This window comes from Sulfuricurvum sp., assembly GCF_028710345.1.
Lineage (GTDB): Bacteria > Campylobacterota > Campylobacteria > Campylobacterales > Sulfurimonadaceae > Sulfuricurvum.
On the sequence record NZ_JAQTUH010000007.1, the window covers coordinates 16,257 to 42,254 of the forward strand.

The following is a 25,998-nucleotide window of genomic DNA, read 5'->3' on the forward strand; positions in this document are numbered from 1 at the left end:
TAATTCGATAAAATTAGGGTGATTATAACGAAGCAAAGGTAAAAAGTGACCAAAAGCGATTTTAGAAGTGAGTGTTTAAAACGGCACAAATCTCTCTCTCCCCATACAAAAAAATATCGAGATTTTCGTGTTAATCACCATCTTATGAATATACTTCGTCATCATAAGGGGAAACGTATCCTATTTTATTGGCCATTTGGATTTGAAGCCGATATCCGTCGTACAATCTTTGCCCTTAGAGCGAAAAAAACAATATATTTACCGTTTATGGATGACATCAGTTTCAAAATGGTACCATTGAGATTGCCGTTGGAACATAAAGCTTTTGGGATTTATGAGCCACGGAATTCGTGTTTAAATATAAAATTAATTGATATAGCTATAGTTCCCGTCGTGGGTGTGGATGGATCCGGTGCTCGAATAGGATTCGGCAAGGGTATGTATGATCGTTTTTTCCCCACACTTAAGGCGAAGCCGTTAACCATTTTTGTACAGTCGCACTACTGTTATACACCAAAATTATTGTGTGATGATTATGATGTGCGCGGTGATATTTTAATCACTCCCGAGGGGATTCGTAGTTTAAAGGATAGTAATGTTAGAAGAACTACTCGTCAGTGGCAGTTTCGCCATGGTAGGTGTAGTCGTCGGATTTTTAATTGCTAGAAAAATTTCTTTTTCACAATTCGATCATTATGAAACGACAGCAAAAGCAAAAGCGAATGCAATAGAATCGGAAGCACATATTCTTTTATCCAGAGCGGTTGAGAGATCCGAGTCTATCGAAAAAGAGGCGGTACGTAAATACGAAGAGGCATATAATCGTGCAAAATCGGATTTGAGTGCTCAAGAATCGGCGTTGCACCAAATGAAAAGTGATTTTGAATCTTTTCGAACCAGTGAGACGGCATCGATCGATCATGCACGTAATACCCTCGAAAACGGAAAACTCAATCTCAGCCGTAATGAACAAGCATTAGAGAAATTAAAAGAAGAGTACCTTGCTAAAATGGGTCAAATTAGTGGATTGCTGGAAGAGCGCTCAGGATTATCACTCAATGACGCAAAAGCATTGTTAATGGATGAAGTAAGAGAGCGTTTTCGCAGTGAATTAGGTCGATTAACCCGCGAATTAGAAGATCAGAGTAAAGAACAATTGAAACGTAAAAGTGATCGTATTTTAGCGATAGCAACATCCCGTTTTGCGGGAGAATTTGCCTCTGAGCGGTTGATTAGTGTAATCCATTTGGAGAGTGATGAACTCAAAGGGCGCATTATTGGTAAAGAGGGACGTAATATTAAAGCGATTGAGATGATTACGGGGGTTGATATTATTATCGATGAGACCCCAAACACGATTATCGTCAGCTCTTTTAATCTTTATCGACGTGCTATTGCGACAAAAACGATTCAATTGTTAGTAGAAGACGGACGTATCCAACCCTCACGCATCGAAGAGGTGTATCAAAAAGTGAGTGATGAGTTTGAAGAGGCAATTTTGCGTGAAGGGGAAGAGATAGTCTTTGATCTAGGATTAGGGATGATGCATCCTGAACTCTTAAGACTCGTCGGACGTTTGCGTTATCGCGCCAGTTATGGACAAAATGCACTGGCACACACTCTTGAAGTTGCTCATTTAGCAGGGTTGATGGCAGCTGAGATGGGGGGAGATATCCGCCTAGCTAAGCGTGCCGGATTGTTGCACGATATCGGTAAGTCACTGACTCAAGAGGGTAATGGAAGTAATCATGTCGACTTGGGAGCAGAAGTGTGTCGACGATTGGGTGAAGATCCTGTTGTCATCAATGCTATTTTTGCCCATCATGCCCAAGAAGAGATTAAAAGTATCGAGTGTGCATGTGTCTGCGCTGCAGATGCTCTCTCTGCCGCACGTCCGGGAGCACGACGTGAAGTGTTGGAAAACTTTGTCCGTCGTGTTAGTGAAATCGAAGAGATTGCAACCCAAAAATATGGGGTAAAACAAGCGTATGCTATCAATGCGGGACGCGAAGTACGTGTAATCGTTAATGCTCAAACTATTAATGATGATGAGAGTGCTTTATTGGCACGGGAAATTGCGGATGAGATAGCCCAAAAAGTGCAATTTCCCGGAGAGATTAAAGTTAATGTAATTCGTGAAAGCCGTAGCGTCGAGTATGCGAGATAATAATTTTATGCAATTTATTTAAAAATATAATAATGATGTGATATGAAAATGGTATCATTATAGACTAATCAAGAATAATCTTAAAGCATGAAGAGAGAAATAGTATGAACAAAGAAGAGACTTTAGTCCATTTGCGTAATGCAAAAAAAGCCCACATAACATGGGTACAGCGTGCGCATGCCCTTATTGAAGGTTTACCGATTGAGAAAGAGCAAGTCCCAGTAGGGTGTACAGAATGTAAATTTGGTTTGTGGTTTTATGGTGAAGGTCAGGCTCTTGGGATGATACCAAATATGGATTGTCTTAAAGAGATTGAAAAATTGCATTACGAATTGCACGATATTTACATGAAAATTTTTAAAATCTATTTTAGCGATGATGACCGTTCGCTTTTTTCAAAATTGTTTGGTACTCGTAAAAAAATAAGTGCAGTTAATCAAGAGGTTGCAGAAGAATATTATCATCAACTCAAAGCGGTATCGGAAAGACTTGTTGAAGGGATTGATAGACTCGAGAGACGCTTATTTGCCCTCCAAGAGAATACCTTTGTAAAACTTGCTTAATGTTCCATCTCTGAATCATCGTAGGGGTCGAGATGGATCAGAGGATGAACCGTGCTCTCAGGAAAACAGTTTTTGAAAGCCAGTTCAATCTTATCTCCGACTTGATGAGCATCGAACAACGATGTGCTGATACTAAAAACGGCATGAACGCTGATATAAATATGGGAACCCGAATGACGGGTCAGGAGATCATGATACGAGGTAAGACCGCTCTCATCTTCTAAAATTGCTGTTATTTTTGCAACATCTTCGGGTGGAAGTGCTGCATCAAGGAGCATCATAATACCGTCTTTGATTAGAGGAAAAGCCGAATAGATCATGTAGGCACTAATCCCTATTCCGAGGATAGGGTCAATAATTGTGTAATCGGTTAATGTAATCAAGACTAAAGAGACTAAAACGGCACCATTACTCAAAAGATCGGTTTTGTAATGGAGTGCATCCGCTTTTATAACCATGTTTCCTGTTTTTTTCGCAACAACAGATAAAAAAGTTACTAATCCTGCTGTGATAATGATCGAACCTACCATCACCCAAATAGAGATATCCAAATGTTGTATCGGCTCATGTTGTACCATTTTTGAGATGGCTTCATAGAGGATAAAGAGGGCAGAAAGTGAGATGATCGTCCCCTCGATAACCGCTGCTAGCGGTTCGAGCTTACGGCGACCAAAGTTAAATTGCTCATCAGGTGCTTTGTCTGAATTATGAAGAGCAAAATAGTTAAATGCCGAGACAACCATATCGAGTAATGAATCGACAGCAGAGGCGAGTACGGCGACAGAACCGCTGATAATACCAACGGTTAGTTTGAAGGCAACGAGGATGAGTGCCACGGAGCTGGAGATGAGGGTTGCTTGTTTTTCAATACGCATGAGGGGATTTTAGCGAAGAATTGTTAAAATTATGGTTTTAACAGTGAGGATAAAAGCCGTGAACTTAGTGGAGATTCGCCAAGAGCGTCAAAAATGGATGACGTGGAAAAATATTGCCCCTTTACGCGAAGCGTTGGGAAATCTTCCTGATGTTGTTACGGAAGCAACTACAGGTGATTGTGTCACTATTTCAAGCAATGAAAATGTCGATATTGTTGAGTTAGAAAAAATAGCTCGACTCATGATGCCATGGAGAAAAGGGCCGTTTGACCTCTTCGGGTTGTGTATCGATACCGAGTGGCGCAGTGATTTAAAATACAACTTTCTCCGTCCCTATTTTAATTTAATGGGTAAAAAAGTAGCTGACATCGGATGCAATAACGGCTATTATATGTTCCGTTTTCTCGAAGATACTCCTGCTAAAGTGGTTGGGTTTGACCCTTCGGCACTTTTTAAATCGCAGTTTGATTTTATCAACCATTTTGTCAAAAGCGAAATAGTGTATGAGTTGTTAGGTGTAGAACATCTCCCGTTTTATGAAGAGAAATTTGATACTATTTTTTGCCTTGGGGTGTTGTATCATCGAAGCGACCCTGTAGGTATGCTCAAAGATTTAGCCAAAGGTTTGGCAGAGGGGGGTGAGATTTATCTCGATACCTTTATTATTGAGGGAGATGAACCTTATGCCCTCTGTCCAAGCGAGAGTTATTCGAAAATTACCAATGTCTATTTTGTCCCGACCCTTAAAGCGTTGGAAAATTGGTGCTTACGTGCGGGGTTTAAATCGTTTGAGGTATTGGGAACGGTGGTAACGACATCAGACGAACAACGGAAAACCGATTGGATTGAATCGCAAAGTCTTGAAGATTTTCTCGATCCTGCCGATAATAGCAAAACAGTAGAAGGGTATCCCGCACCGGTGCGAGGATACGTACGACTTAAAAAGGGGTAATTTTGGCAAAAGAGCGTAACGAGGAAGAAGATGTTTTGCAAGTGGTATCCAACCAGCAAGATTCTCTAAACACCCATGAAAAAATTAGTAATACATTCAGCGGTGAAGTAATTGCTTTGAGGGCAGGGTATGCAAAAGTACTTTTAGAGACGATTGAGGTGATGCGTGCAGATGATGTTGGATTGGTTCACGGGGGGTTTATTTTTAGTGCTGCCGATTTTGCAGCGATGGCTGCCGTGAATGCACCTAATGTCGTTTTAGCTTCGTGCAATTGCCTTTTTCTCTCACCCGTACGAGTAGGAGATCATGTTACCTTTGAAGCAGAAGAGCATCAAAAAGAGGGGCGTAAACGTACCGTTAGTGTTAAAGGGTATGTTCACGAAATTAAAGTTTTTGAAGGGGATTTTAAAACTGTTATCACCGAGCGCCATGTTTTGCGTCTCGATTTGCTTAAAAATATCGAAGAGTAAGGGGTTAGAACATTCGTAGCCAGTAATCGGCGTTTCGTTGTTCCCTAGAGAGAGTGGTACTCTCTCCATGCCCCGGATAGAGGGTTCTTTCATAGGGTATTTTTTTCATTTTTTCCAAACTTTTTTTCATATCCTCCGCGTTAGAGTAGGGGAAATCATACCGTCCGATAGAGTTTTGAAATAAAAAATCTCCGCTAAACATCACATCGTCTATCTCAATCATCGAACATCCCGGACAATGTCCTGGAAAATGGTGAAATTTGACACTAATACCTCCGATATCAAGTGTTTGATCCCCCTCGACTTCAACATCAGGAGTTGAGGGGGGCAATCCCGGCATAAAACTACTGGAGGTGAGAAGAGGAACGTCTCCTTTAGGGGTATAGAGAGGTATTTTAAGTGTTTCTTTGAGCTCTTTATTACTCCATACATGATCGAAATGACCATGGGTATTAAGAATAGCGATTGGGTTCGTGACGTTTGCCATTACCCACGGTGTTGCTCCGACACCCGGATCGATGATAATCTCTTTGCCATCGATTTTGACAATATAACAGTTGGTTTGATACTCGCCCATCGGTTGTTTTAAAATTTCCATACAGTGCTCTTTTTATGAGAATTGTAGCATAGGTTAGCATATCGGGTAAATTTAAGAATTTAAGAATTTTATTTATACTAGAATACAATATAGGTATTGAACGTGAAAATATATAGTTTAACCGCTAAATTAAGGAAGAATTTATGAATATTAAAAATCAATTGCGTATGGTTAATTTTGCTATTCTGATTATCTTGGTGTTAAGTAATGTTATCACTTACATAACGGTAGAAAAAATTAAGATAGGTGGTGAAAGCTATAATGAGATTATTGCAGACAAGGATCTTATTGCTGATGTTATGCCTCCGCCCCTTTATCTTGTGGAAGCTCGTTTAGTAGTACGGGATTTGATACGTCCAAAAAATGCTCCGAAGATGGATCAGATTATAGATCAATTGGCGAAAATTGAACAAGACTATAAAGATCGTCATGCGTATTGGGAGAGTAATAAGTATGTCAATGATGAACTAAAAAAAGAGCTTACTGGAGAGAGTTATAAACAGGCTTTGGAATATTTTAATATTTTAGATAATCGATTGATACCGCTTGTTAAAGCTGGAAATTATGAAGAAGCTGAAGATGTTCAAAGCAAAGTTTTACGCTCCTATTTTAATGCTCATGAAGAGGCTATTAATCAATTTGTAGTCAAACTCAATGAAGAGGTCAAAAATGACGAATCAGATGGGGAAAAGATTGAAAAATCAGGTAAAGCGACACAAATTATTATCGCAATTTTGAGTTTTTTTATTATCAATATTGGATTGTTATGGCTTAGTAATAGAATATTACGTCGATTGGGTGAGATTGATGTAGTGGTACGTGAAATGGCATCAAGTGAAGCTAATTTGTCAAAACGGGTTATACTCAAAGGTGAAGATGAAATTTCGGATGTTGCTAACAATTTTAACCGGTTGCTTGATAACGTAGAAGAGGTTGCTAAAAAAGCGGAAGAACATGCACTATCGGCTCAAAATGCACAAAAGTCGGCAAGTGAAAGTTTGGATCAGTCGAGTCTTATGATTGCACTTGCCGATCAGATGACGCATGGTGCATTAAGTGGGTCGAAAGATTTGCAGTCTCATATGACTCAGACGATAGATAGCGTTACAACTATTACGGGTTTAAATGATAAAACTACTTCGGTGATGGAGTTGGTACAAGAGAGTACGGGTGCAATCATGGATTCTATCACCCATGTTGTGGTAATGATTAATGAGATGCGTACTAATACTGAAAGTTTAAGTCGAAGTATTGACGAAATCGGTCAAGTTATTGCTTTGATTAAAGATATTTCCGATCAAACCAATCTTTTGGCATTGAACGCCGCTATTGAAGCCGCACGTGCAGGAGAACATGGACGAGGATTTGCTGTTGTTGCCGATGAGGTGCGTAAACTTGCAGAACGGACGCAAAAAGCGACACAAGAAGTTGAGATGACCATCAATGTTCTTAAACAAAATGCTGCAACTATGATTGAGAGCAGTGAGACGACAGAAGAACAAGCGACACAGTCAAGTCAAAAACTCGATGAGTTTAAATACTCTTTGGACGATTTAATCACGAATACGTCGGTGATTAAAGGGCATAATGAAGCGATTGCTTTTGAAATATTCGGTATTTTGGCAAAACTTGATCACCTTGTGTTTAAATTCAACGGATACAGCTCGATTTTCAAATGTGAATTGCAAGGAACATTTGCCAATCATCATGATTGTCGTTTGGGCAAATGGTATGAACACGGTGATGGTAAAAAAGCGTTTGGACATACACAATCATATATTCGCCTTGAAGCTCCGCATAAAGCGGTTCACGATAACGTCCATAGAGCATTGGAGTGTATTGCACAACATAATTGTGTTGAGCGTAAGCAAGAGATTATAGGGGCATTCGCTGAAGTAGAACGTAACAGTGCAATATTATTTGAGATATTGAACCAAATGATTGGGGAGAGAATACATCATTAAGGGAGTGTATAATTCTGATTATGGAACTTTATGCAACCCTAGAACAACTCATAACTGTGGATAATCCGTTCGAAAAACTGTCGGCGTTTAAACCATTTTATCTGCGATATCTTGATAATGGATTTACAGTGGATTATTCATCTGAGCCAAAAATATTCGAATATCCTTCGTACAGTCGATTTTGTACTATCGTTGATCCCAAAACAGTCCCGAAACGTAATAAACTCGACACTCCTGAAGGTCAAATTTTGCTTCTTCATGCGGTGGCTCATATCGAATACAGCGCTATCGATTTAGCACTCGATGCGGCGTATCGATTTCGTGATGTTGGAGAAGAATTTACTCGTGATTGGCTCAAAGTGGCCGAAGATGAGGTGCGCCATTTCGAGATGATTGAGGCATTATTAAAAGAGTTAGGGAGCTTTTATGGAGCATGTCCCGTACATGATGCCCTTTTTGAAGCGTCGATGCGGACGTTAACGTTATTGGAACGTATGGCAGTTGTTCCTCGTTATCTTGAAGCAAACGGTTTGGATGCTACACCGTTGATTTTAGCCAAATTGATTCCGTTGAAGAAAAATACGATGGTTGAAAAAATCATTTCTGCATTAGAGGTGATTTTAGACGAAGAGATTGATCATGTGCAACGTGGGGATCGATGGTTTAAAATAGCATGTGAACGTCAACGATGTGATAGTGATATCTATTTTGAAATCGTTGAGAGGTATTATCCACGAAGTTTTCCCCGTCGGGTCGGAATCAACTGTAAGGCTCGAAAATTAGCCGGATTTAGTAGTGAAGATTTGAAACAAATTTCATTAGTGGATTGTTAACAACTTAATGCAAAAAATTAGTTATAATACAAATAGTTAATATTCCAGTAAGGTGTTTGTGTGAATAAGTATGAATTAATTAGTCGCTATTTGAGTGGTTTTTTAGATCATGAAGTTCACAAAACTGGCTTTAAAAAGGTAGTCGTAGGATTGAGCGGTGGGCTCGATTCCGCTGTGGTGGCGGTTTTGGCGCATCAGGTGTTTGGTGATAATTTACTCTGTGTCAAAATGCCTTCGCACTATTCGTCTCAAAGTTCACTGAATGATGCGGATGCGTTGTGTGAGCGTTTCGGGATTCGTTCTGAGGTGCATACTATCGAGCCGATGCTCAGAGCGTACCAAAATGAGACGATGTCACCGCTTCGAATCGGGAATCTTTCTGCTCGGTTACGAATGGTTACACTTTTCGATATTTCGGCACGAGAAAACGCTTTGGTTCTTGGGACGAGTAACAAAAGTGAACTGATGCTCGGGTATGGAACTCTCCATGGTGATTTAGCAAGTGCTTTGAATCCCATCGGCGATTTGTATAAAACCGAAGTATTTGAGTTAGCCCGTTATCTTGGTGTAAACGATTCAATCATTTCCAAACCTCCATCGGCTGATTTGTGGGAGGGCCAGAGTGATGAGAACGAAATAGGGTATCCCTATTCAGAACTTGACCGTGTACTCAAGCTCTACGTCGAATCACGTCTCACCAAAGAGGAGCTGATTGCCCAAGGTGAAAAAAAAGAGTTAGTTGAATTAATTATCGAAAAAATTTATCGAAACCAGTTTAAGCGTCGAATGCCGATTATTGCTAAATTGACATCACGCACATTGAATCATGATTTTAATTATCCAAGAGATATAACCTTATAAGGAGCATTGTATGAGTATCCCATTTTTTAGAGTTGACGTTGGCGGAGATGAGCGCGAAAAAATCGATGAGGTGTTTGATGGCGAAGCTCCGAATATTATCGAAGATTTAGAAGCGGCATTTGAGAGTTATATCGGCTCAACGTTTGCCCTTGCGACCTCACATGGTACATCGGCACTTCATTTGGCGATGTTGGCAATCGATTTAAAACGGGGAGATAAAGTACTCTGTTCGATTAACGCTTATCCGAGTGTCCCCGAAGTGGTACGTCATTTCGATGCGGAACCGATTTTTATCGATATCCATCTCGATTTGTTTAGTATCGATTTGGATAAGCTCGAAGCCTATTTGAGTGAGAATAAAAGTAAAAAGCTCAAAGCGGTGATTGTTTCGCATATAGCCGGTCAAAGTGTCGATTTGGATCGTCTTTATGCTATTGCCAAAATGTATGAGGTGAAAGTAATTGAAGATGCTTCCGATGCGCTCGGTGCTACCTATAAAGGTAAAAAAATCGGTTCTACCGGTGCGGATATTACCTGTTTTGATTTTAGTCCCCATTTGCGTCCGAATGTTTGCAATGGCGGGATGATGGTGAGTAATGATGAAGACATTATAGAGAGGGCAAAATCACTGCGTCATCATGCAATGCAAGTGGATGATGATTCGCTAGGATACGTATATGATGTAACCGACATCGGAAGTCAATATACTATGAGCCCTTTGGATGCGGCAACGATTTTGGTGCAACTCGAAAAACAAGATGATATTATTGCGCGTCAACAAGAGATAGCGGCTATTTTTAATGAACGTCTCTCTGATGCACCGCATATCTCTTTGCCGGTGGTAGAGCAAGAGCATGCTTTTTCGCTCTATATTATTAAAATCGATAAAAACCGTGATTCGTTTGCCCGTGAGTTAAAGGAACGTGGGATTGAAACGGGATTGCATTATATCCCTATTCATTTGCTCAGTTATTATAAAGCAAAATATTCGCTTCGTATTAATGATTTTCCGGTTGCGTTACGCAATTATTCTCAAGTCCTTTCTATCCCATGTCATGGTGCGCTCAGTGATGAGGATGTGGAAGAGATTTGTGATGCAATTTTGGATGTGGCATCGACACGCGTTTGAAACGTTTAGCGATTCTTTGGGGTGAACAGTATCTTTATCACCCCACTCGCATTCAAAAAATTCTCTCTTTTTTACTCTTACCTTTCACGTTACTTTATTGTCTAATCGCTTATATCCGTTATTTGCGTAGCAGAGCGAAAAATTTTGGAATTCCTGTCGTGAGTGTTGGGAACCTCACGGTAGGTGGAAGTGGTAAAACACCGTTGGTGATGGAACTCTCTCGCCATTTTAAACGTCCGGCTATTGTATTACGGGGCTACGGTCGTCAAAGTCGTGGGATGGTTGTTGTTAAAGATCGGACGATTCTTTGTGATGTAGTTCAATCGGGGGATGAAGCGATGCTTTATGCGCAATCTCTCCCCCATGCTGTGGTCATTGTCTCGGAAAAGCGTGAGAGGGCAATTGCGGAAGCTCTCTCGATGGGATGTGATATGGTATTGCTCGATGATGGATACGGCAAACATTCGATTAAAAAGCTAAACCTCATTATCCATGTAAAAACTCCTAATACTTTTTGTCTTCCAAGTGGTCCGTATCGTGAAAAATTATGGAGCCGTAAAAATGTTGTGATTGTGCGAGAAGAGGAGTCTTTTAAACGTCATGTGAGTATTACCAATCCGACTGAGACTATGGTTTTGGTTACGGCGATTGCTCGACCTGAGAGGCTTGATCCCTATCTGCCCGATGTAGTAGAGAAAGTTTATTTTGAAGATCATCATTTTTTTAGCGAACATGAACTGGGAGAGATTCTAAAGCGACATAATGCGACAAGCCTCTTGGTAACTCGTAAAGACTTGGTTAAAATGTCATCGTTTAAATTTAATTATTCTATTTTGGAACTCAGCTTAGAGCTTGATGAGACATTAATAACGACTGTAAAGGAATATGTTTATGCAAAAAAAGATTGATACCGTCAAAACCCTGATGGACGCGATGCCGTTCATCAAAGAGTTTCGTGATGAAATCGTGGTCATCAAATACGGTGGTTCGGCTCAAACTTCCGATGAACTTAAAGCCAAATTTGCCCAAGATATCGTATTGCTTCACCTCGTCGGGGTAAAAGTGGTAATCGTACACGGTGGTGGAAGCCGTATTTCTCAGCTTTTGAGTGATCTCAAAATCCCGACCGAGTTTATCGATGGTGAACGGGTCAGCACCCCCGAAGTGATGCGAATCGTCGAGATGGTTCTCAGTGGTGAGATTAATAAAGAGATCACCTCATTGCTCAACTCCTACGGTGCCAAAGCAATCGGTATTAGCGGTAAAGATGCCCATTTTTTGCGTGCAAAACCCAAAGACGAAGCAAAATTCGGGCTTACGGGGCGCGTCGAGAGTGTGAAAGCGGATGTAATCCATAATTTGTTGCGCGAAGGGTTTATCCCCGTCATCGCCCCTATCGGTTCTGATCCTATCGTCGGTCATCCAGGATACAATATCAACGCCGATCTTGCCGCTTCAGCAGTCGCGGCAGCTATAGGAGCGTGTAAAGTGATCTTTATGACCGACACTCCGGGTGTATTAAATAACGATAAAGAGCTTTTTTCAACCCTCAGCGAAGCGGAAGTTGAAGCGCTCAAAGCTGATGGAACGATTAGTGGCGGGATGGTTCCCAAAGTGGACTCATGTCTCGAAGCGGTCGATATGGGGGTAAAAAAAGCCCATATTATCGACGGACGGATCGAACACGCGATTTTGCTCGAACTCTTCACTTCTGAAGGCGTTGGGACACAAATTACGCTGTAGTCCTTAGCGATATTTTGTTTCGATCCCCACTAGGGTACGATAGAGTTTTGCCCCATCAGCTTTTGCCCCTTTTACATACACCTTTTTCCCATCATGGGCAAAAAATGTCAACTCTAAGGGAGCGTTGCTATCTCCTGAAGCGAGTATGGCGATATCATCGGGTGAGATGGTAAAACTGGTGAGCACTTTTTTCGTCATAAAATCGATCTGAGGATAGGCAGCGTAGACGAGTTCGGAACAGACAATTGTCTCCGTAGTGTTGACGTTGAAATCAAAATCGTATTTTTTTCCGAAATGGCTCATCGCCAAATCGAGTGATGTACGCATCGCATCGGCTTCGAGTCTGTTCGGGCGTAAAACTGCTACATCATCGATGTTCATAAAGTGCTCTACACTGTTAAGCACTACTCCCTCACGTAACGCTTCGAGGATTACTTTCCCCTCACGAATCTGATCGAGATGTTTGCGGACGAATGGGGTATTGAGTGCACCCAGTTCACGAAGCTGCTCATACGTACCGATGTAAATCGCCGCGTGACCGAAATGTCCTGGGATCGTTTTATCGGTGAGGGCAAAAGGTGTCTTTTCGAGGAGGATGTCTCCCGGCTTCAGGTTGGTAGAGAACTCTTTTAGAAATTCTTTATCATTACGGAGTTTACCGCTTCGCCATCGCACCATCCCCATCGTATTTCCTAATCCTTTAGAGAAATTGAACTTCAATTTATCGACCGCAGAAAATGGTAGTTCTACTGTGCGAGAGACGAGTGCACTGACCTGATCGGCGATCTCTTTAAATGCATTATCGCCTCCGAGTGTTACCCGCATCGGTGAGCGGTCGATGTATTCATAAAGTGTACGTATAGACTTATCACCATTGGCAACATAATAGGCGATAGATTTGCGGTTATCCTCGAAAAATCGGATAGCATCGAGCATGGTCGGACGGTAGGCAATGGCGTTAGAACGCATTAGAGAATCTTTGTAAAAATTTTCTTCTACGCCATATTCAGGATAAGCTTCATTGAGCTTTTCGCGGATTGCTTTTTTATCTCCTATGTGTTTTTCCATAAAACTGGCATTATCATAGAGGGTCAGTGCTGCCGCCATCGAAATGAGGATTGATTCGATACGGTCACGGTCGTCGATGGAGCCATCAGTGCGGTAAAGAATATGGCGATAGCGTAATGCATAGGGGAAAAGTGATGTTCGGATTGAATCTGCCTCATGGATCGAACCGGCTATCGTCGCTGAAATCGATGAACTTACAGCACCGTTTCGAGCCTTGATTACTTTGTCTGCTTCTGCCACAAATGGAGGAACTTTTTCCCTCAGTAATACAGAACGTTGTATGAGTTTTTCGACCGCTACCGCGTCATTATGACGGGCAGAATTAACCAGTTGTGCTAAATCCGCTTGTGTAGTATCGCTACTCGAAGCAGGAGACACTATCATTAGCCATGCACAGCTAAATCCTACTAAAATCTTTTTCATCTCTCTCTCCTCACATTATAGATGATATACCCTACTACTGCCGTCCCCAGTGCTACAATCCCAAAAAGCCATGCGATGTTATATCCTGCGGAGAGGATTGCCATTGTCATTACTGCTCCCAAAACCATAAACAGTGCATTTAAGATGTTATTAGCAGCGATGATACGTGAACGTGCCTCAGGTGCGCTACGCTCCTGCACCAGTGCATACAGCGGAACGCTGTACAACCCGCCGAAAATTCCCAGCAGTGTCACATCGGCGACGATCCGCCAAAAATGGAAATTTTGCGACAATGCACCAGAGGGCACAAACGTTCCGATCCCCCATGCAAAATCCACCCCTGCAACCGCCATCCCGATCCCTCCGGCAACGACAATACCGTAGCGCACATGGTGGTGACTCAACCGCTCACACAATGCCGATCCGACACCGATCCCCAGAGTAAAGAGGGCGAGGATCAGTGTTACCGTCTCCTCACTCCCCATCAAAAGATCTTTCACCAATGAGGGAAACTGCGAGAGGAGCAACGCCCCATAGAGCCAAAACCACGATATTGCCAAAATAGCTAAAAAGACAAGACGATCTCGATACGCTAGAGCAATCGCATCCATCGTATGTTTCCAAAAGCCGAAGGCAAACGGTTCTGCACGGTTCGGAGGTGGAGCGGAGGGGATATAGCGGCTAAAGAGATAGCCAACCACGGCGACAATCAACGCACCTGATGAAGCGATCACTCCACCGTTGGGAATCGCGGCGAGCGCACCCCCAGCAATCGTCCCGAGTAAAATTGCCCCGAACGTCCCCGACTCGATGAGGGCATTCGCCCCGATCAGCTCGTTTTCTCTCATATGTTGGGGAATAATGGAGTATTTGATAGGACCAAAGAGGGTCGAGTGCATCCCCATCCCAAACACGACGAGTAAAAGTGTCGCAAATGTGTGGGTAGCAAATCCCGCCACGGCGACGATCATCATCATGATCTCCCACACTTTGACGATCCGAGCAAGACGTGCTTTATCGAGCCGATCGGCAATCTCCCCAGATAATCCTGAAAAGAGAAAAAACGGAGCGATAAACACTGCTCCGATGAGCGGAGCGAGGAGGGCTGAGGATATCGATGTCCACTCGGCGGCTTGAAAAGTGAGGAGTACCGCGAGGGTATTTTTATAGAGATTATCGTTGAATGCCCCTAAAAACTGGGTGCCGAAAAGGGGGGCAAAACGGCTCGTGCGAAAGAGGTAAAACGGTGTACTCATGCCTCTGCCGCCATCGATTTGAGGGTGACGTAATCGGTTTTTCCGGTGCCGAGGAGGGGAATGGCATCGATATAAACGATTTTTTTAGGGACAGCAATTTCAGGGTACCCACCCGCGCGGGCACTCTGTTGCAGATTCTCGCGCTTCATCTCTTTATCGGTGGTAAAGAGGACGATCGCTTCTCCTCGGCTCTCATCAGGTTGTGATGAAACTGCATGAAAGTGTGTGGGAGAGGTGGTTATAGCGAGCTTTTCAACCGATTCGAGCGAAATCATCTCTCCTGCGATTTTGGCAAACCGTTTTACCCGTCCTTCTATGCGGACAAACCCCTCCTCATCGATGGTAACGATGTCTCCCGTATCGTACCACCCATCACCCGCCTCAGAGGTTGGTTTTTCTAAAAATCCGGGACGCTCAGAGCGTAGATAGCCGCTCATCACATTGGCACCTTTGACGTGCAAAATTCCCCCCGCATCGATCCCCGGAACGGGAATCAGTTTCGCCTCGATCCCAGGGAGTATCTGCCCTACGCTTCCACTTCGGTATGCCATCGGAGTATTGACAGCGATAACGGGAGCTGTTTCGGTCGCACCGTATCCTTCAAAAATCCGTATCCCGAATTTTTCGAACCACAGATTGCGTACACTCTCCGAGAGTTTTTCTGCCCCCGCCGCGACGTAACGCAAACGGTAAAAATCATAAGGATGAGCGTGCGCCGCATAATGATTTAAAAATGTGCCCGTCGCGAATAATATTGTACATGATCGGTCATACGCGATCTCAGGGATAATCCGATAGTGTAGAGGCGATGGGTACAAAAAGAGGCGTATCCCGCCTAAAATTGGCAACAGTGTCCCTGCGGTCAGTCCGAAGGAGTGAAAGATCGGTAGTGCATTGAGAAACTTATCCTCAGTCGAGAAATCGACGATGGCACGGATTTGAGAAATGTTCGCCAAAATCGCCTCGTGAGAGAGGACAACCCCTTTGGGTTTTCCCTCAGAGCCTGAGGTAAAGAGGATGACACACGGTGACGCGGGATCGGATTTAACCCGAACAGCGTTAGGGAAAAATCGCGCATATCCCATCAACCAGAGCTTATCCATTAGCCCCATCTCCCCTTTGAGATCTTCGAGGTAGAGGAGTCGGACGTTTTTCAAGGCACCCAGTTTTGCGTCAAGTTTGGCTTGTTCGACAAACGCTTTAGAGGTGATGATGGTTTGGATCATTGCCCCCTCACACGCGCTTTGTAGTCCATCACTTCCTGCGGTAAAGTTGAGCATTGCAGGGGTTCGCCCAAACGCACTAAGCCCTAAAATCAGAGCCAGTGTAGGAACCGCTGTCGGCATCAATACCCCAACCGCTTCCCCGTTTTTGGTATGAGGGATCAATAGCCGTCCGAGACCGAGCGTCATGGTGAGGAGTTGACGATAGGTGTATTCGATCTGTTTAGTGTCTTCGATAATTTCTCGTGAGGCACCGTACACCTTCACGGCATCCAGAAATGCTCCGTAGAGATCATTCGGTCGGCGAGATTCGAAAAGTGATTTTTGCAACAGAGTTCGCATCGCTTCACCCGCCTTGGTTCGTCGCGCATGTCCACTTCCACCTTCACTGATACTCAGTCGTGTCGGGGTGCAGTAGGTAAGGGTGATTTGAGGAAACCAGCGGGTCGGATGATCGCTTCCCATACGCGATAAGGTACTAAACGTCGCCCCCTCGATAATCACGGGGTGGATCGTCGCTTCAGTCTTAACCGTGACAAACGCCGAACCCTCATAAATCTTCATCAAACTTCCCGTAGTCGTGATCCGCCCCTCAGGGAAGATAACTACAGGACGACCGCTTTCGACGAGACGGATGATTTGTTTGATTGCCATCGGATTAGCGGGATCGACGACGAGATATTCACTTAATGATAAAAACATCCGAACGAGCGGGCGTTTGGCAATCTCAGTATTAACCACAAAGACCGGTTTAATAGGAAGTACTAACCCCAAAATCAAACCATCCAAAAATGACTGATGATTAGCGATGATTACGGTGTGGTTCTCTTCGCGCTGAAACTCACCGACCACTTTTACCCGAAATAAAAGACGGACGATTACATATAAAATTGCTTTAATCATTGAGTATTTCCTTGTAAATAACATAGTACATTTCCAAACGTTTGCTCCAGTAGAGGTTTATTGATCCAAAACCACACCTCTTTCCCTTTTTTTTCACTGAGCAGTACATTTGCCTGACGTAAAATCTTCAAATGGTGAGATACCGTAGTACGTGCCAGCGTCGAAGCATCTGAAATCTGTCCGGCAGTGAGCCGCTCATCGGGTTCGAAAAGCATCAACATCCGTTGACGGTGCTCATCCCCCAACGCGGTAAAAATATCGGACATCGGTTTCCACTCGCTTGGAAGGGCATCTGTGTAATTGGTTTTCATACTTCAGATCCTAGTAATTTGGTGTAGTTGGTATAGATGGGACTCTCTGCTGGGAAATACTCTAAAATCGCTTTGGCATAGCGATCAAACGGGTTCGCTTCTCGCGAGAGGGCAAAGCGTTTGCGATAGGGGAGATCGTAGCTGTTGAGCATCGTGCTAAAGGGTACGGGGAAATCGGTACCGAAGAGGAGCTTGTGATGGATGTCGCTTTGTAGGCTCAGATGGCGCAGGACTTTCGCTCTCACGGGGGTGAGGAGGGCGCTGATGTCGGCGTAGAGATTCGGATAACGCTTGAGCATATCGATGAGGATGTAATACTCGTCGTTAAAATGTTTCGGATTTTTGGAGAGGGCTTTGAATATTTGGCGCGGCTCATAGGTGAGTGCCATGTGGGCGCAGATCACCTGAACGCCCGCTTCGAGCGGTTGATCCAACATCTCGATACTCTCGCACGATTTAAAAGAGTGAACACTGCTCTCACTCCCCACATGGACGATCAGCGGCAGACCGCGCTGTGCGAGTTTGTCGAAATAAGGACGATAACGCGCTTCGCGGGTATCGACCCCCCAGTAGTTTTGCAAAAACTTCGCCCCCGCAAATCCCGCATCGGCGTAGCGGTCGATGAGATCGAGCGCATCGGGGCGTTTGGGGTTGATAGAGAAAAAGGGGATGATGACATCCTCGTTCCCTCGGTAGAGTGCCGCCACGTCTTCGTTGGTTGCACACACGGTGATGTCTTTGTGAAGAATTGCTCCCTCCTCATCAACCCGTGCATCGACACCGAAGAGGACGATTTTCTCAACGTGTTGTGAACCTCTGACCGATTCGACCAACGCGCGGGTGTATGCGCCGTAGGGATTGTTCACGAGCGCTTTGGGATTCATCCCGAATTTTTTGGCGAAAAAACGCAATGCCAATTTGTCGTAAAAACGATCAAACGCAACATCACTGCTGAGGAGGTGGGTATGGATATCGATGGTTTTCATAACTACATTCCTAAAAACTTAAACATATTGACATATTACGGGTGATTTGCTGAATTTATTCTTAGTAATTATATAAATTAGCATCTTTTCCAACGTCAGTTCATCCAATTCTCTATTTTTTAAAAAGACTTGCCAAGCACAAATGAAGCAACACAAATTAGTATAAATATACCCAATGCAAAGCGTTCAATCATTGGATTTCGAATAAAATACTTAGGTAGTGATACTAGCGAAGCAAGCGCAAGAACAATACTTACGAAACTGCTTAAAACAATTTGGATATATGGCTCACTCTCGCCATCATCGAATATAAAATTGAAAAAAATAAATGATGTTATGAAGCTTATTGGCATAATCGATATAACAAGAAAAGTCATAATAAATATCAAAAAACTAACTTTTGATACCAAGAACCAAGACTTCTCTTGTGCCATAAATGCAATTATTCCAAACAGCAGGAAGCAACTTTTCAGCGTATATGAAGTTGGATATGTCAATGTTAAAAAAGCTGTAGTTGCTAATATTGTAACGAAAGCCAAAATTAGCAAAACTTTATTCAGGATAACTTTATTCCATATTTTTTTCATTAAATCTTCCTTCGTGAAATAGCATTTTTGTCTCGCTTCCATGCCAATATTAAACTTGAAAATGTTCTTCCTAATACTCTAAAAAATATCATATATCCCTCTCCCCTGCCTTTTTAATAACCTCTTCCAAGCGCTCCGTAAACGCTTGGGTATCTTCCTCGCCGATCATCATCGGCTCATTGATATGAACATCGATGATAAAGGGGACGAGTAACGCTTCCCCTTTGGGGAGCACTTTTCCCGCACCGCCGAGATAGATGGGGACAACACTGATATGGGGAGCCATTTTTGCCAAATGGGCGACCCCCGATTTGAATTTGCTCATCTGCTCCGCTTCTCCGCGACTCCCTTCGGGAAAGAGGATGATACTGTCCCCCGCTTCGAGGGCTTGGCGCACCGATTCGAGAGGATGGGTGTGCGATCTCTCTACCTTTCGGCTCAGCGGGATAATCCCGATGAACTGGGTCGAGAGCCACGCGATGAGGCGGTTTTTCATAAAATAGTCCGCCGCCGCGACGGGGCGGATACGGTGAATTTTACGCAAAGGAAAGAGGCTCATGAGCACCAGTGTATCGAGATGGCTGTTGTGGTTGGCGACGATGATGCAGGGTTTATCGATACTTAGATGTTCGCGCCCTCGTACATGCACTCCGAAAATCAGCAGTACCGTAGGACGGACGATGAGGGCGAAAAAGAGCCATTTTAGCATCTCATTATCCTAATAGTAGAGATAGTAGGTGAAATGGAAAAAGAGCGGCGCAGTATAGGTGAGACTATCGACACGATCAAGTATCCCCCCATGCCCCGGCAGCAGATGCCCCGAATCTTTTACCCCGATGTCCCGTTTGACCATCGAGATGACGACATCGCCGACGAACCCCGCACCGCTGATGAGCATCCCCGCCGCGAGTGCTTGAAGCGTCGTAAAAGGGGTGAGAAACGAAAACGCTACCGCAAGGGCGCTGAGAGTGACGAACGCCCCTAAAAATCCCTCGACTGTTTTGTTGGGGCTAACTTTCGGGACGATTTTATGGCGGCCCAGAGCCTTGCCCCAGAGATACTGTAATACATCATTGAGTTCGGTGAGGACGACGAGATAGAGCACCAACTCTTTGCCTCCGACATCATGCCCCGCCACAGCAGGAAGCGTCATCATATAGGCGAGGTGGCTGAGACCAAAGACGAACATCATCAGCCCCCACTGCACGCGGCTCGTGTTCTCTAAAAATCCCTGCGTCTCCCCGATGAGTACCTGACGAAACGGGAGGAGCAAAAAGAGATAGACGGGTATCCAAATGATAAACATCCCATACCACTGCGCCCCCGCGAACCAATACTGAAACACGATGGAGAGGTAGGCGTAAAAGATGATCCGACGATCGGTTCGACGGGTGGGGATGAGGGTGAAATACTCTTTGAGGGCGAGATAGCTGATGAGGGCGAAAAAGAACATTGCTACGGTGTTGTTGAGCATCGCCCCGAGTATAAATGCACCGATAATGATCCACCAAGAGTAGACTCGATCTTTGAGCTCTTGGGAGGTTTTGGTACGAAACAGCACCGATACGATCAATGTGGCAAACGCCAATATCCCTAAAATAATCAGCAAAACAATGCCGCTTTTACCCGAAAAAAGTGTGGTGATTGTCTCTATCATGATTTTAACCCCCGCACAGAGCGTCGAAGTACCGTCCACGCTCCCATCACTGTGGCGACGATCATAATGGCATCAAACCACCCATCAGGCAAAACTCCCAGCCCAAGAGCCAGCGAGAGGGAACCGATCACAAAAGCACGATCGCTTTTCCCCATCGGGCCATCATAGCGTCTCACTCCCCCGATGAGTGCTCCGAGTACTCCTGCCATCTCAGTGAGGATAGCCATAATAACAAATAGCACAACCCAAAGTGCCGAGACACCGCCGATTAGGGCAAAAGGGAGATAAAGCGCCGCATCGGAGAGGACATCGCTCATCTCATTCAGCATTGCCCCCGCATCGCTTTTCATATCGTGCTCTTTGGCGAGCATCCCATCGATTGCGTTGAGCGCCATTCTCACAAACATCACCGCAGGGATAGATAGCAGTGTCCAGAGTGCACCGTGGGTGAGGGCAACGGCACCCCCCGCGATAAAAGAGAGAACGAGTGCCGCATAGGTGATTTGATTCGGAGTTGCCCCTAAGCGTGCCAAATTTTGGACTATAGGACGAAGAAGATTTTGGAAAGCGGGTTTGAGATCGTAGATGGTCGCCATATATATTCCGTCTTAAAAGATGGTGTATTTTAGTGTAAAAAAACAAAAACTACCTGAAATGCATTTTGAATATCTCATTTTATATTTTGTTGCTTCCTTCTAAGGGTTACATGAGAGCCTCTTTGTTATAATCACAAAAATTGTATAAAGTGAACCAATGAAATTTATAGAAACACGCGGAAATGACGGAATCCATCCACAGCAGGTTACCTTTTCAGAGGCGATTTTAAGCCCCATCGCATCGTTTGGGGGATTGTATGTTCCGAGCGAATTACCAAATCTTGGTGAAGCGTTCCTCTCTAAACATTTGAACTCCAGTTATAAAGAGCTGGCGAAAGATTTACTGACAACGCTTGCCATCGATATCGACGGCTCCGTAATCGATGAAGCCCTCTCACTCTATGATAAATTTGACGATCCGACCAACCCCGTTCCAGTCGTCAAAGTGCGTGATGATTTGTATGTGAGCGAACTTTATCATGGACCGACCCGCGCGTTTAAAGATATGGCATTACAGCCTTTCGGTGTGGTTCTCTCATCCATCGCTCAAAAACGGGGCGAAGAGTATTTGATTTTAGCGGCAACGAGTGGAGACACGGGACCTGCGGCGTTGGAGACCTTTAAAAACAGAGCGAATGTTCGTGTAGCGTGTCTCTATCCCGATGGGGGAACGTCGGATGTTCAACGTCTTCAAATGGTGACGGAAGATGCGCAAAACCTCAAAGTGATCGGGATTCACGGTGACTTTGATGATGCGCAAAGTGCGTTGAAAAAGCTTTTAGGTTCGGCTACGTTTAAATCAACACTTAAATCGAAAAATATCTCCCTTTCTGCGGCAAATTCAGTCAATTTCGGACGGATTATTTTTCAAATCATTTACCATATCCATAGTTATCTCGAACTCATTCGTCAAAACGTGATTGTAATGGGTGAAAAAGTGTATCTCGATGTCCCGAGCGGAAATTTTGGAAATGCGCTCGGTGGGTATTACGCGATGAAAATGGGGCTTCCAGTTGAGAAGATCATTATTGCATCGAATGAAAATAATGTCCTTACACGCCTTATTAATACCGGTCGTTATGATCTACGTAATGATAAAGTAGTCTCAACGACTTCTCCGGCGATGGATATTTTGATCTCTAGTAATGTTGAGCGTATTTTATTCGATCTTTTTGGGAGTGAGCGAACTAAAGAGTTGATGGCTGGTTTGGAAGCGGAACGTTTTTATGCCCTCAGCGATGATGAAGCAATGAAGTTACATTCACTCTTTTCCGCCGATTATTGTAATGGTGCAGAGGGCAAAGCGTATATCAAAGAGGCATTTGATAGTGGCTATTTGATGGATCCGCATACTGCGACGTGTTTTAAAGCGTATGACTGTTGTGCAACGAAAAAACTAAAAACTATTGTTTATTCGACGGCAGAGTGGACAAAATTTTCTCCGACGATTGCGAATGCTTTGAGTGGTGAATTGGATGCACGCGATATCGATGCACTTGAGTCAATCTCAAAAACAGCCAATACACCGATTCCATCAATGATTAAAGGGTTGTTTACAAAACCGATAACTCAATCGAGTGTTATTGAAAAAGAGAATATCGAAATGGAAATTTTGAAATTTCTCTAAACATCATTTTCTACGGCAAGTTCATTACGTGTTACTTTGAGTCTTTCTGCGAGGACTGTTGCTAGGCTTTCCATAAAATGGAGTGCCGCTTTTTTGTGTTGCGTTGAGAAGAGATCATACGTTTCTCTTGAAATCATGTACAGTTCGGTATCACTTGCTGCAATGGTATCGGTGTAGTGCGGAGTGCCTTCTAAAAATGAAAATTCTCCAAAAAAGCTCCCTTGGGTCAAAGTATTAAGATGAATATGTTTTTGCTCATTAAAAGGGAGCATTATCCGCACCGAACCTCGACGAATTAAAAATATCTCTCCTGTTGATTCTCCAATCGTGTAGATTGTCTCCCCTTTTTTATACGATTCGTTAACAAGGAGCATTTCAAGTTCAGCCAACGTATCGGCTTTACGACCTTTAAAGAGGTTGAAATCTCCAAGAGAAAGGAGACTCTCTTTTGTATTTCGATTATCTTCTTCGGCTAAGAGTTTTTCTTCGACCCACTCTAGAGCATCATCTAAATCATCAAAAACTTTGATAGGACTGAGATGTTTTAAGAGTCCGACATGGTTGAAATAACTCTCCATATCATCACCGCTTGGGAGTTTATGAGGTAGACGTGAGAGGATAAGATATCCTCCTGCATCGTGTAAAATATCTTTGATTTGCAGAAGAATATGGGCTGCGGTTAAATCGACGGTTTGTACTCGCTTCATATCCAAGATAATATATTTTTTGTGTCGTAAATCCTCTTGAAGCATTGTATATAGTTGATTAGCCGTACCAAAAAAGAGACTGCCGTGAAGCTCATAGAGAGAGTATTCATTGCTCCGCTCTGTAAGATATAATTCATCTTCATTGGAGCGGATAATTTTGCTTTTCATTTCACTTCCATCTTGTTGGCGATAGATAACCGAGACACCTATTTGTTGGATAATGTATAACACAATTGCTAGCACCAACCCCACACCGGCAGCAGCGATAAGGCTCACTGTAAGTGCGGTGAGGGCAACAACGACTATGATGAAAAAATCGAGGGCAGTTTTTGAAGTTTTGAGAAGTTTAATACTATGGCGATCAATCATCCGTAAACCGATAACGATGAGTATTCCTGCTAATGCAGCGACGGGAATCCACGCTATAAACGTCCCAAGAAGCAAAAAGGCGAGGATTGCCATTACCCCCTCTATCACCCCTGAGAGAGAAGTTTGTGCACCGCTAGAGAGGTTAACCATTGTTGCCCCCATTGTACCTGAACCACTCATCCCCCCAATCAATGATGAGGTTATATTCCCAGAACCTTGAGCGATGAGCTCTCTGTTTGAATTATGGAATGAGTGTGTCATTGAATCTATTATGACGCAGGTTTTGAGAGTATCAATAGAGAGGAGTGCCGCGAGCGTTAATGCTGGAAAAAGGAGTAGAGAGAGGTCATTAAGGGAAAAAGTGGCAAGTGAGTTAAAACGTCCGATGAACATTTGGAGGAAATTAATTCCATTACTTCCTCCCAGTTCACCGATGACTAGAGGATTGTTAGGGACAAAGAGTAGAGGATCTGCAATTCCCAGTAAACCATAGGTTAAAACTCCTATAATAAGTGCCAAAATAACAGCGGGGATGATGCGAACGATTTTATCGGCATAAAACATCGTGAGTATGGTGACGAATCCGACGGTCATACTCTCCCATTGCCATGTTGTTGGATTTTTTAATGCTTCGAGAATATGAGTACCTTGCGGGAGACCTAAAAATTTGGGTGTTTGGGATGCAATGATATAAAGACCAACACCGCTAAGATAACCACTGACAACGGGAAAAGGCATATATTTAATGAGTTTGCCTAGACCTATGAGACCAAAAAGGACTTGAAATATACCGGCTAGGAGTGCAACAACCATGAGCATGGCAAAAACAGTATCGGGTCCGAAATCTTTAGAGATATAGGTGAGGGCAAAGGCAGATAAAACAGCTGCTGCTGGAGCACTTGGAGCCGAAATCAGACGATTCGTTCCCCCAAAAAGGGAGGCAATAATTCCAATTGCCGCAACCCCAAGTATCCCCGCTACCGCACCATACGCTCCATAATGTCCACCTATTGTGGCATAAATAGTAACCCCAAAGGCAATAGCAGAGGGGAGGGCGACGAGCATTGCGGCCGTTCCACCCCAAAAATCAGCAATAATAGTGTTTAACTTAATCACTCTGGGGGGTTATCCTTTTTTGATATCACCGTTTATGTGAGGTTGAATAGTGCTTTCGATAAGTTTTATCTCTTCATCTCCCCACGCTAATATTTTTTTCGATGTTTTGAGATCGGGTTGATTTTTAGAGGGGTACTGGATACTGGATAAGATATGTTTGATACAGTTGATTCGAGCTTTTTTCTTATTGTCGGAACGGATAATAACCCATGGTGATGTTCCTGTATGGGAAGCTTTGAGCATGGTGAGTTTTGCCGTAGTGTATTGATCCCACATCTCTTGTGATTTGGCATCGACAGGGGAGAGTTTAAATTGTTTTAGAGGATCGGTCTTGCGTGCTTTAAAGCGTCGTGCTTGCTCTTTTTTAGAGACGGAGAAATAAAATTTAAAGAGGATGATACCAGAATTTACCAACATTTTTTCAAATTCGCTGACATGATCTAAAAACTCTTGATGCTCATGCGGAGTACAAAATCCCATAACCGGCTCAACACCACCGCGATTGTACCAACTTCGATCAAAGAGGACCATTTCACCCGCACTGGGGAGGTATTCGGTATAGCGTTGAAAATACCATTGTGTTTTTTCAACGTCTGAGGGTTTTTCGAGTGCTACGATACGGGCACCGCGTGGATTGAGGTGTTCGGTAATCCGTTTGATTGTCCCCCCTTTTCCAGCCGCATCACGACCTTCGAAAATCATAAGTACTTTTAGCCCTTTATCCTTGACATGATTTTGGAGTTTTAAAAGTTCGATTTGGAGTTCTTTGAGTTCTTTTTCGTAATCAAGAACCGATTTTTTGACCCAAACGGGGAAACGTTCCTCTTTTTTGGAATGTTTTTCTCTTTCAACCGCATTTTCAAAGTCTGTTTTTCGACGATCTTCATGTACTATTTCATCAAGGTTGGCTGTGTCAACTACTTCATCTTTGAGCATAGAGGTTTTTGCGCCCATTTTTTCCCCTTTTTTTTGATTATAGCGTTGATATTATTAAAATGTTACTTAAAATGTATT

25 protein-coding genes are annotated in these 25,998 nt (G+C 43.5%); 12 read left to right on the top strand and 13 right to left on the bottom strand.

Translation table 11 applies throughout. The features are described 5' to 3' along the window. Positions 1-45 precede the first annotated feature (45 nt). From PHC76_RS09925 to PHC76_RS09935, 3 genes are all read left to right on the top strand, one after another. Positions 46-666: a 5-formyltetrahydrofolate cyclo-ligase gene (locus tag PHC76_RS09925; protein ID WP_299974145.1), complete on the top strand. Its 621-nt coding sequence runs from the start codon at positions 46-48 to the stop codon at positions 664-666. Beyond that, the gene (rny, locus tag PHC76_RS09930) at positions 596-2,167 is read left to right on the top strand and encodes a ribonuclease Y (RefSeq protein ID WP_299974148.1); all 1,572 of its coding nucleotides are present in this window, start codon (positions 596-598) and stop codon (positions 2,165-2,167) included. The genes PHC76_RS09925 and rny overlap by 71 nt, the downstream gene beginning before the upstream one ends. Positions 2,168-2,271: 104 nt before the next feature. Then, on the top strand, positions 2,272-2,730 hold the full coding sequence (locus PHC76_RS09935; RefSeq protein ID WP_299974151.1) for a CZB domain-containing protein: 459 nt from the start codon (positions 2,272-2,274) through the stop codon (positions 2,728-2,730). Here PHC76_RS09935 and PHC76_RS09940 read toward each other — a convergent pair. Next, positions 2,727-3,605 carry a cation diffusion facilitator family transporter gene (locus PHC76_RS09940; protein WP_299974154.1) on the bottom strand — a complete coding sequence of 293 codons (879 nt, stop codon included), beginning with the start codon at positions 3,603-3,605 and terminating at the stop codon, positions 2,727-2,729. The genes PHC76_RS09935 and PHC76_RS09940 overlap by 4 nt on opposite strands. Positions 3,606-3,663: 58 nt before the next feature. Here PHC76_RS09940 and cmoB point away from each other — a divergent pair, with 58 nt between their 5' ends. Next, on the top strand, positions 3,664-4,557 hold the full coding sequence (gene cmoB / locus PHC76_RS09945) for a tRNA 5-methoxyuridine(34)/uridine 5-oxyacetic acid(34) synthase CmoB (protein ID WP_299974157.1): 894 nt from the start codon (positions 3,664-3,666) through the stop codon (positions 4,555-4,557). Positions 4,558-4,559: 2 nt separating this feature from the next. Beyond that, complete coding sequence (locus tag PHC76_RS09950) at positions 4,560-5,027, top strand: hotdog domain-containing protein (protein WP_299974160.1); 468 nt, start codon at positions 4,560-4,562, stop codon at positions 5,025-5,027. Positions 5,028-5,031: 4 nt separating this feature from the next. Here PHC76_RS09950 and PHC76_RS09955 read toward each other — a convergent pair whose 3' ends face one another. Beyond that, positions 5,032-5,625, bottom strand: coding sequence for an MBL fold metallo-hydrolase (locus PHC76_RS09955; protein WP_299974163.1), 594 nt, complete (start codon positions 5,623-5,625; stop codon positions 5,032-5,034). A 143-nt stretch (positions 5,626-5,768) separates the two neighbouring features. On the opposite strand from PHC76_RS09955, the gene PHC76_RS09960 reads away from it, so the two are divergent. The 6 genes from PHC76_RS09960 to argB are packed head-to-tail and all read left to right on the top strand — an operon-like array spanning position 5,769 to position 12,155. Then, positions 5,769-7,589 (top strand): methyl-accepting chemotaxis protein, encoded by a 1,821-nt coding sequence (locus tag PHC76_RS09960; protein ID WP_299974166.1) that lies wholly within the window; start codon positions 5,769-5,771, stop codon positions 7,587-7,589. A 20-nt stretch (positions 7,590-7,609) separates the two neighbouring features. Continuing rightward, positions 7,610-8,422 (top strand): ferritin-like domain-containing protein, encoded by an 813-nt coding sequence (locus tag PHC76_RS09965; protein ID WP_299974169.1) that lies wholly within the window; start codon positions 7,610-7,612, stop codon positions 8,420-8,422. A 60-nt stretch (positions 8,423-8,482) separates the two neighbouring features. Beyond that, entirely contained in the window at positions 8,483-9,283 is an 801-nt protein-coding gene (locus tag PHC76_RS09970) for an NAD+ synthase (RefSeq protein ID WP_299974172.1), read from the top strand. 10 nt (positions 9,284-9,293) lie between these two features. Further along, on the top strand, positions 9,294-10,412 hold the full coding sequence (locus PHC76_RS09975; RefSeq protein ID WP_299974175.1) for a DegT/DnrJ/EryC1/StrS aminotransferase family protein: 1,119 nt from the start codon (positions 9,294-9,296) through the stop codon (positions 10,410-10,412). Further along, on the top strand, positions 10,409-11,320 hold the full coding sequence (locus PHC76_RS09980) for a tetraacyldisaccharide 4'-kinase (protein ID WP_299974177.1): 912 nt from the start codon (positions 10,409-10,411) through the stop codon (positions 11,318-11,320). The genes PHC76_RS09975 and PHC76_RS09980 overlap by 4 nt, the downstream gene beginning before the upstream one ends. Continuing rightward, a complete protein-coding gene (gene argB / locus PHC76_RS09985) occupies positions 11,304-12,155 on the top strand; it encodes an acetylglutamate kinase (RefSeq protein ID WP_299974179.1) in 852 nt (283 codons plus the stop codon). Before PHC76_RS09980 ends, argB begins: the two co-directional genes overlap by 17 nt. Positions 12,156-12,158: 3 nt before the next feature. Here argB and PHC76_RS09990 read toward each other — a convergent pair whose 3' ends face one another. The 9 genes from PHC76_RS09990 to PHC76_RS10030 form a co-directional block, all read right to left on the bottom strand. Continuing rightward, the gene (locus PHC76_RS09990) at positions 12,159-13,646 is read right to left on the bottom strand and encodes a YiiX/YebB-like N1pC/P60 family cysteine hydrolase (RefSeq protein WP_299974181.1); all 1,488 of its coding nucleotides are present in this window, start codon (positions 13,644-13,646) and stop codon (positions 12,159-12,161) included. Beyond that, positions 13,643-14,902: an MFS transporter gene (locus tag PHC76_RS09995; protein WP_300210014.1), complete on the bottom strand. Its 1,260-nt coding sequence runs from the start codon at positions 14,900-14,902 to the stop codon at positions 13,643-13,645. The genes PHC76_RS09990 and PHC76_RS09995 overlap by 4 nt, the downstream gene beginning before the upstream one ends. Beyond that, entirely contained in the window at positions 14,899-17,028 is a 2,130-nt protein-coding gene (gene aas / locus PHC76_RS10000; RefSeq protein ID WP_299974186.1) for a bifunctional acyl-ACP--phospholipid O-acyltransferase/long-chain-fatty-acid--ACP ligase, read from the bottom strand. Before aas ends, PHC76_RS09995 begins: the two co-directional genes overlap by 4 nt. Beyond that, positions 17,025-17,339 (bottom strand): metalloregulator ArsR/SmtB family transcription factor, encoded by a 315-nt coding sequence (locus tag PHC76_RS10005; protein WP_299974189.1) that lies wholly within the window; start codon positions 17,337-17,339, stop codon positions 17,025-17,027. Before PHC76_RS10005 ends, aas begins: the two co-directional genes overlap by 4 nt. Then, the gene (locus tag PHC76_RS10010) at positions 17,336-18,325 is read right to left on the bottom strand and encodes an amidohydrolase family protein (RefSeq protein WP_299974192.1); all 990 of its coding nucleotides are present in this window, start codon (positions 18,323-18,325) and stop codon (positions 17,336-17,338) included. The genes PHC76_RS10005 and PHC76_RS10010 overlap by 4 nt, the downstream gene beginning before the upstream one ends. 119 nt (positions 18,326-18,444) lie before the next feature. Next, positions 18,445-18,912: a hypothetical protein gene (locus PHC76_RS10015; protein WP_299974195.1), complete on the bottom strand. Its 468-nt coding sequence runs from the start codon at positions 18,910-18,912 to the stop codon at positions 18,445-18,447. Between the two features lie 88 nt (positions 18,913-19,000). After that, the gene (locus PHC76_RS10020; protein ID WP_299974198.1) at positions 19,001-19,621 is read right to left on the bottom strand and encodes a lysophospholipid acyltransferase family protein; all 621 of its coding nucleotides are present in this window, start codon (positions 19,619-19,621) and stop codon (positions 19,001-19,003) included. A 9-nt stretch (positions 19,622-19,630) separates the two neighbouring features. Continuing rightward, positions 19,631-20,569, bottom strand: a complete 939-nt coding sequence (locus PHC76_RS10025) for a phosphatidate cytidylyltransferase (protein WP_300210017.1) — start codon at positions 20,567-20,569, stop codon at positions 19,631-19,633. Then, the gene (locus PHC76_RS10030) at positions 20,566-21,165 is read right to left on the bottom strand and encodes a CDP-alcohol phosphatidyltransferase family protein (protein WP_299975223.1); all 600 of its coding nucleotides are present in this window, start codon (positions 21,163-21,165) and stop codon (positions 20,566-20,568) included. Before PHC76_RS10030 ends, PHC76_RS10025 begins: the two co-directional genes overlap by 4 nt. A 157-nt stretch (positions 21,166-21,322) precedes the next feature. Here PHC76_RS10030 and thrC point away from each other — a divergent pair, with 157 nt between their 5' ends. Continuing rightward, positions 21,323-22,792 carry a threonine synthase gene (thrC, locus tag PHC76_RS10035; protein ID WP_300210020.1) on the top strand — a complete coding sequence of 490 codons (1,470 nt, stop codon included), beginning with the start codon at positions 21,323-21,325 and terminating at the stop codon, positions 22,790-22,792. Here the strand turns inward: thrC and PHC76_RS10040 are convergent. Both PHC76_RS10040 and ppk2 read right to left on the bottom strand, forming a co-directional pair. Beyond that, complete coding sequence (locus tag PHC76_RS10040) at positions 22,789-24,984, bottom strand: SulP family inorganic anion transporter (protein WP_299975228.1); 2,196 nt, start codon at positions 24,982-24,984, stop codon at positions 22,789-22,791. The genes thrC and PHC76_RS10040 overlap by 4 nt on opposite strands. A gap of 9 nt (positions 24,985-24,993) precedes the next feature. Next, positions 24,994-25,938 (bottom strand): polyphosphate kinase 2, encoded by a 945-nt coding sequence (gene ppk2 / locus PHC76_RS10045; RefSeq protein WP_299975231.1) that lies wholly within the window; start codon positions 25,936-25,938, stop codon positions 24,994-24,996. Positions 25,939-25,998: the final 60 nt, after the last annotated feature.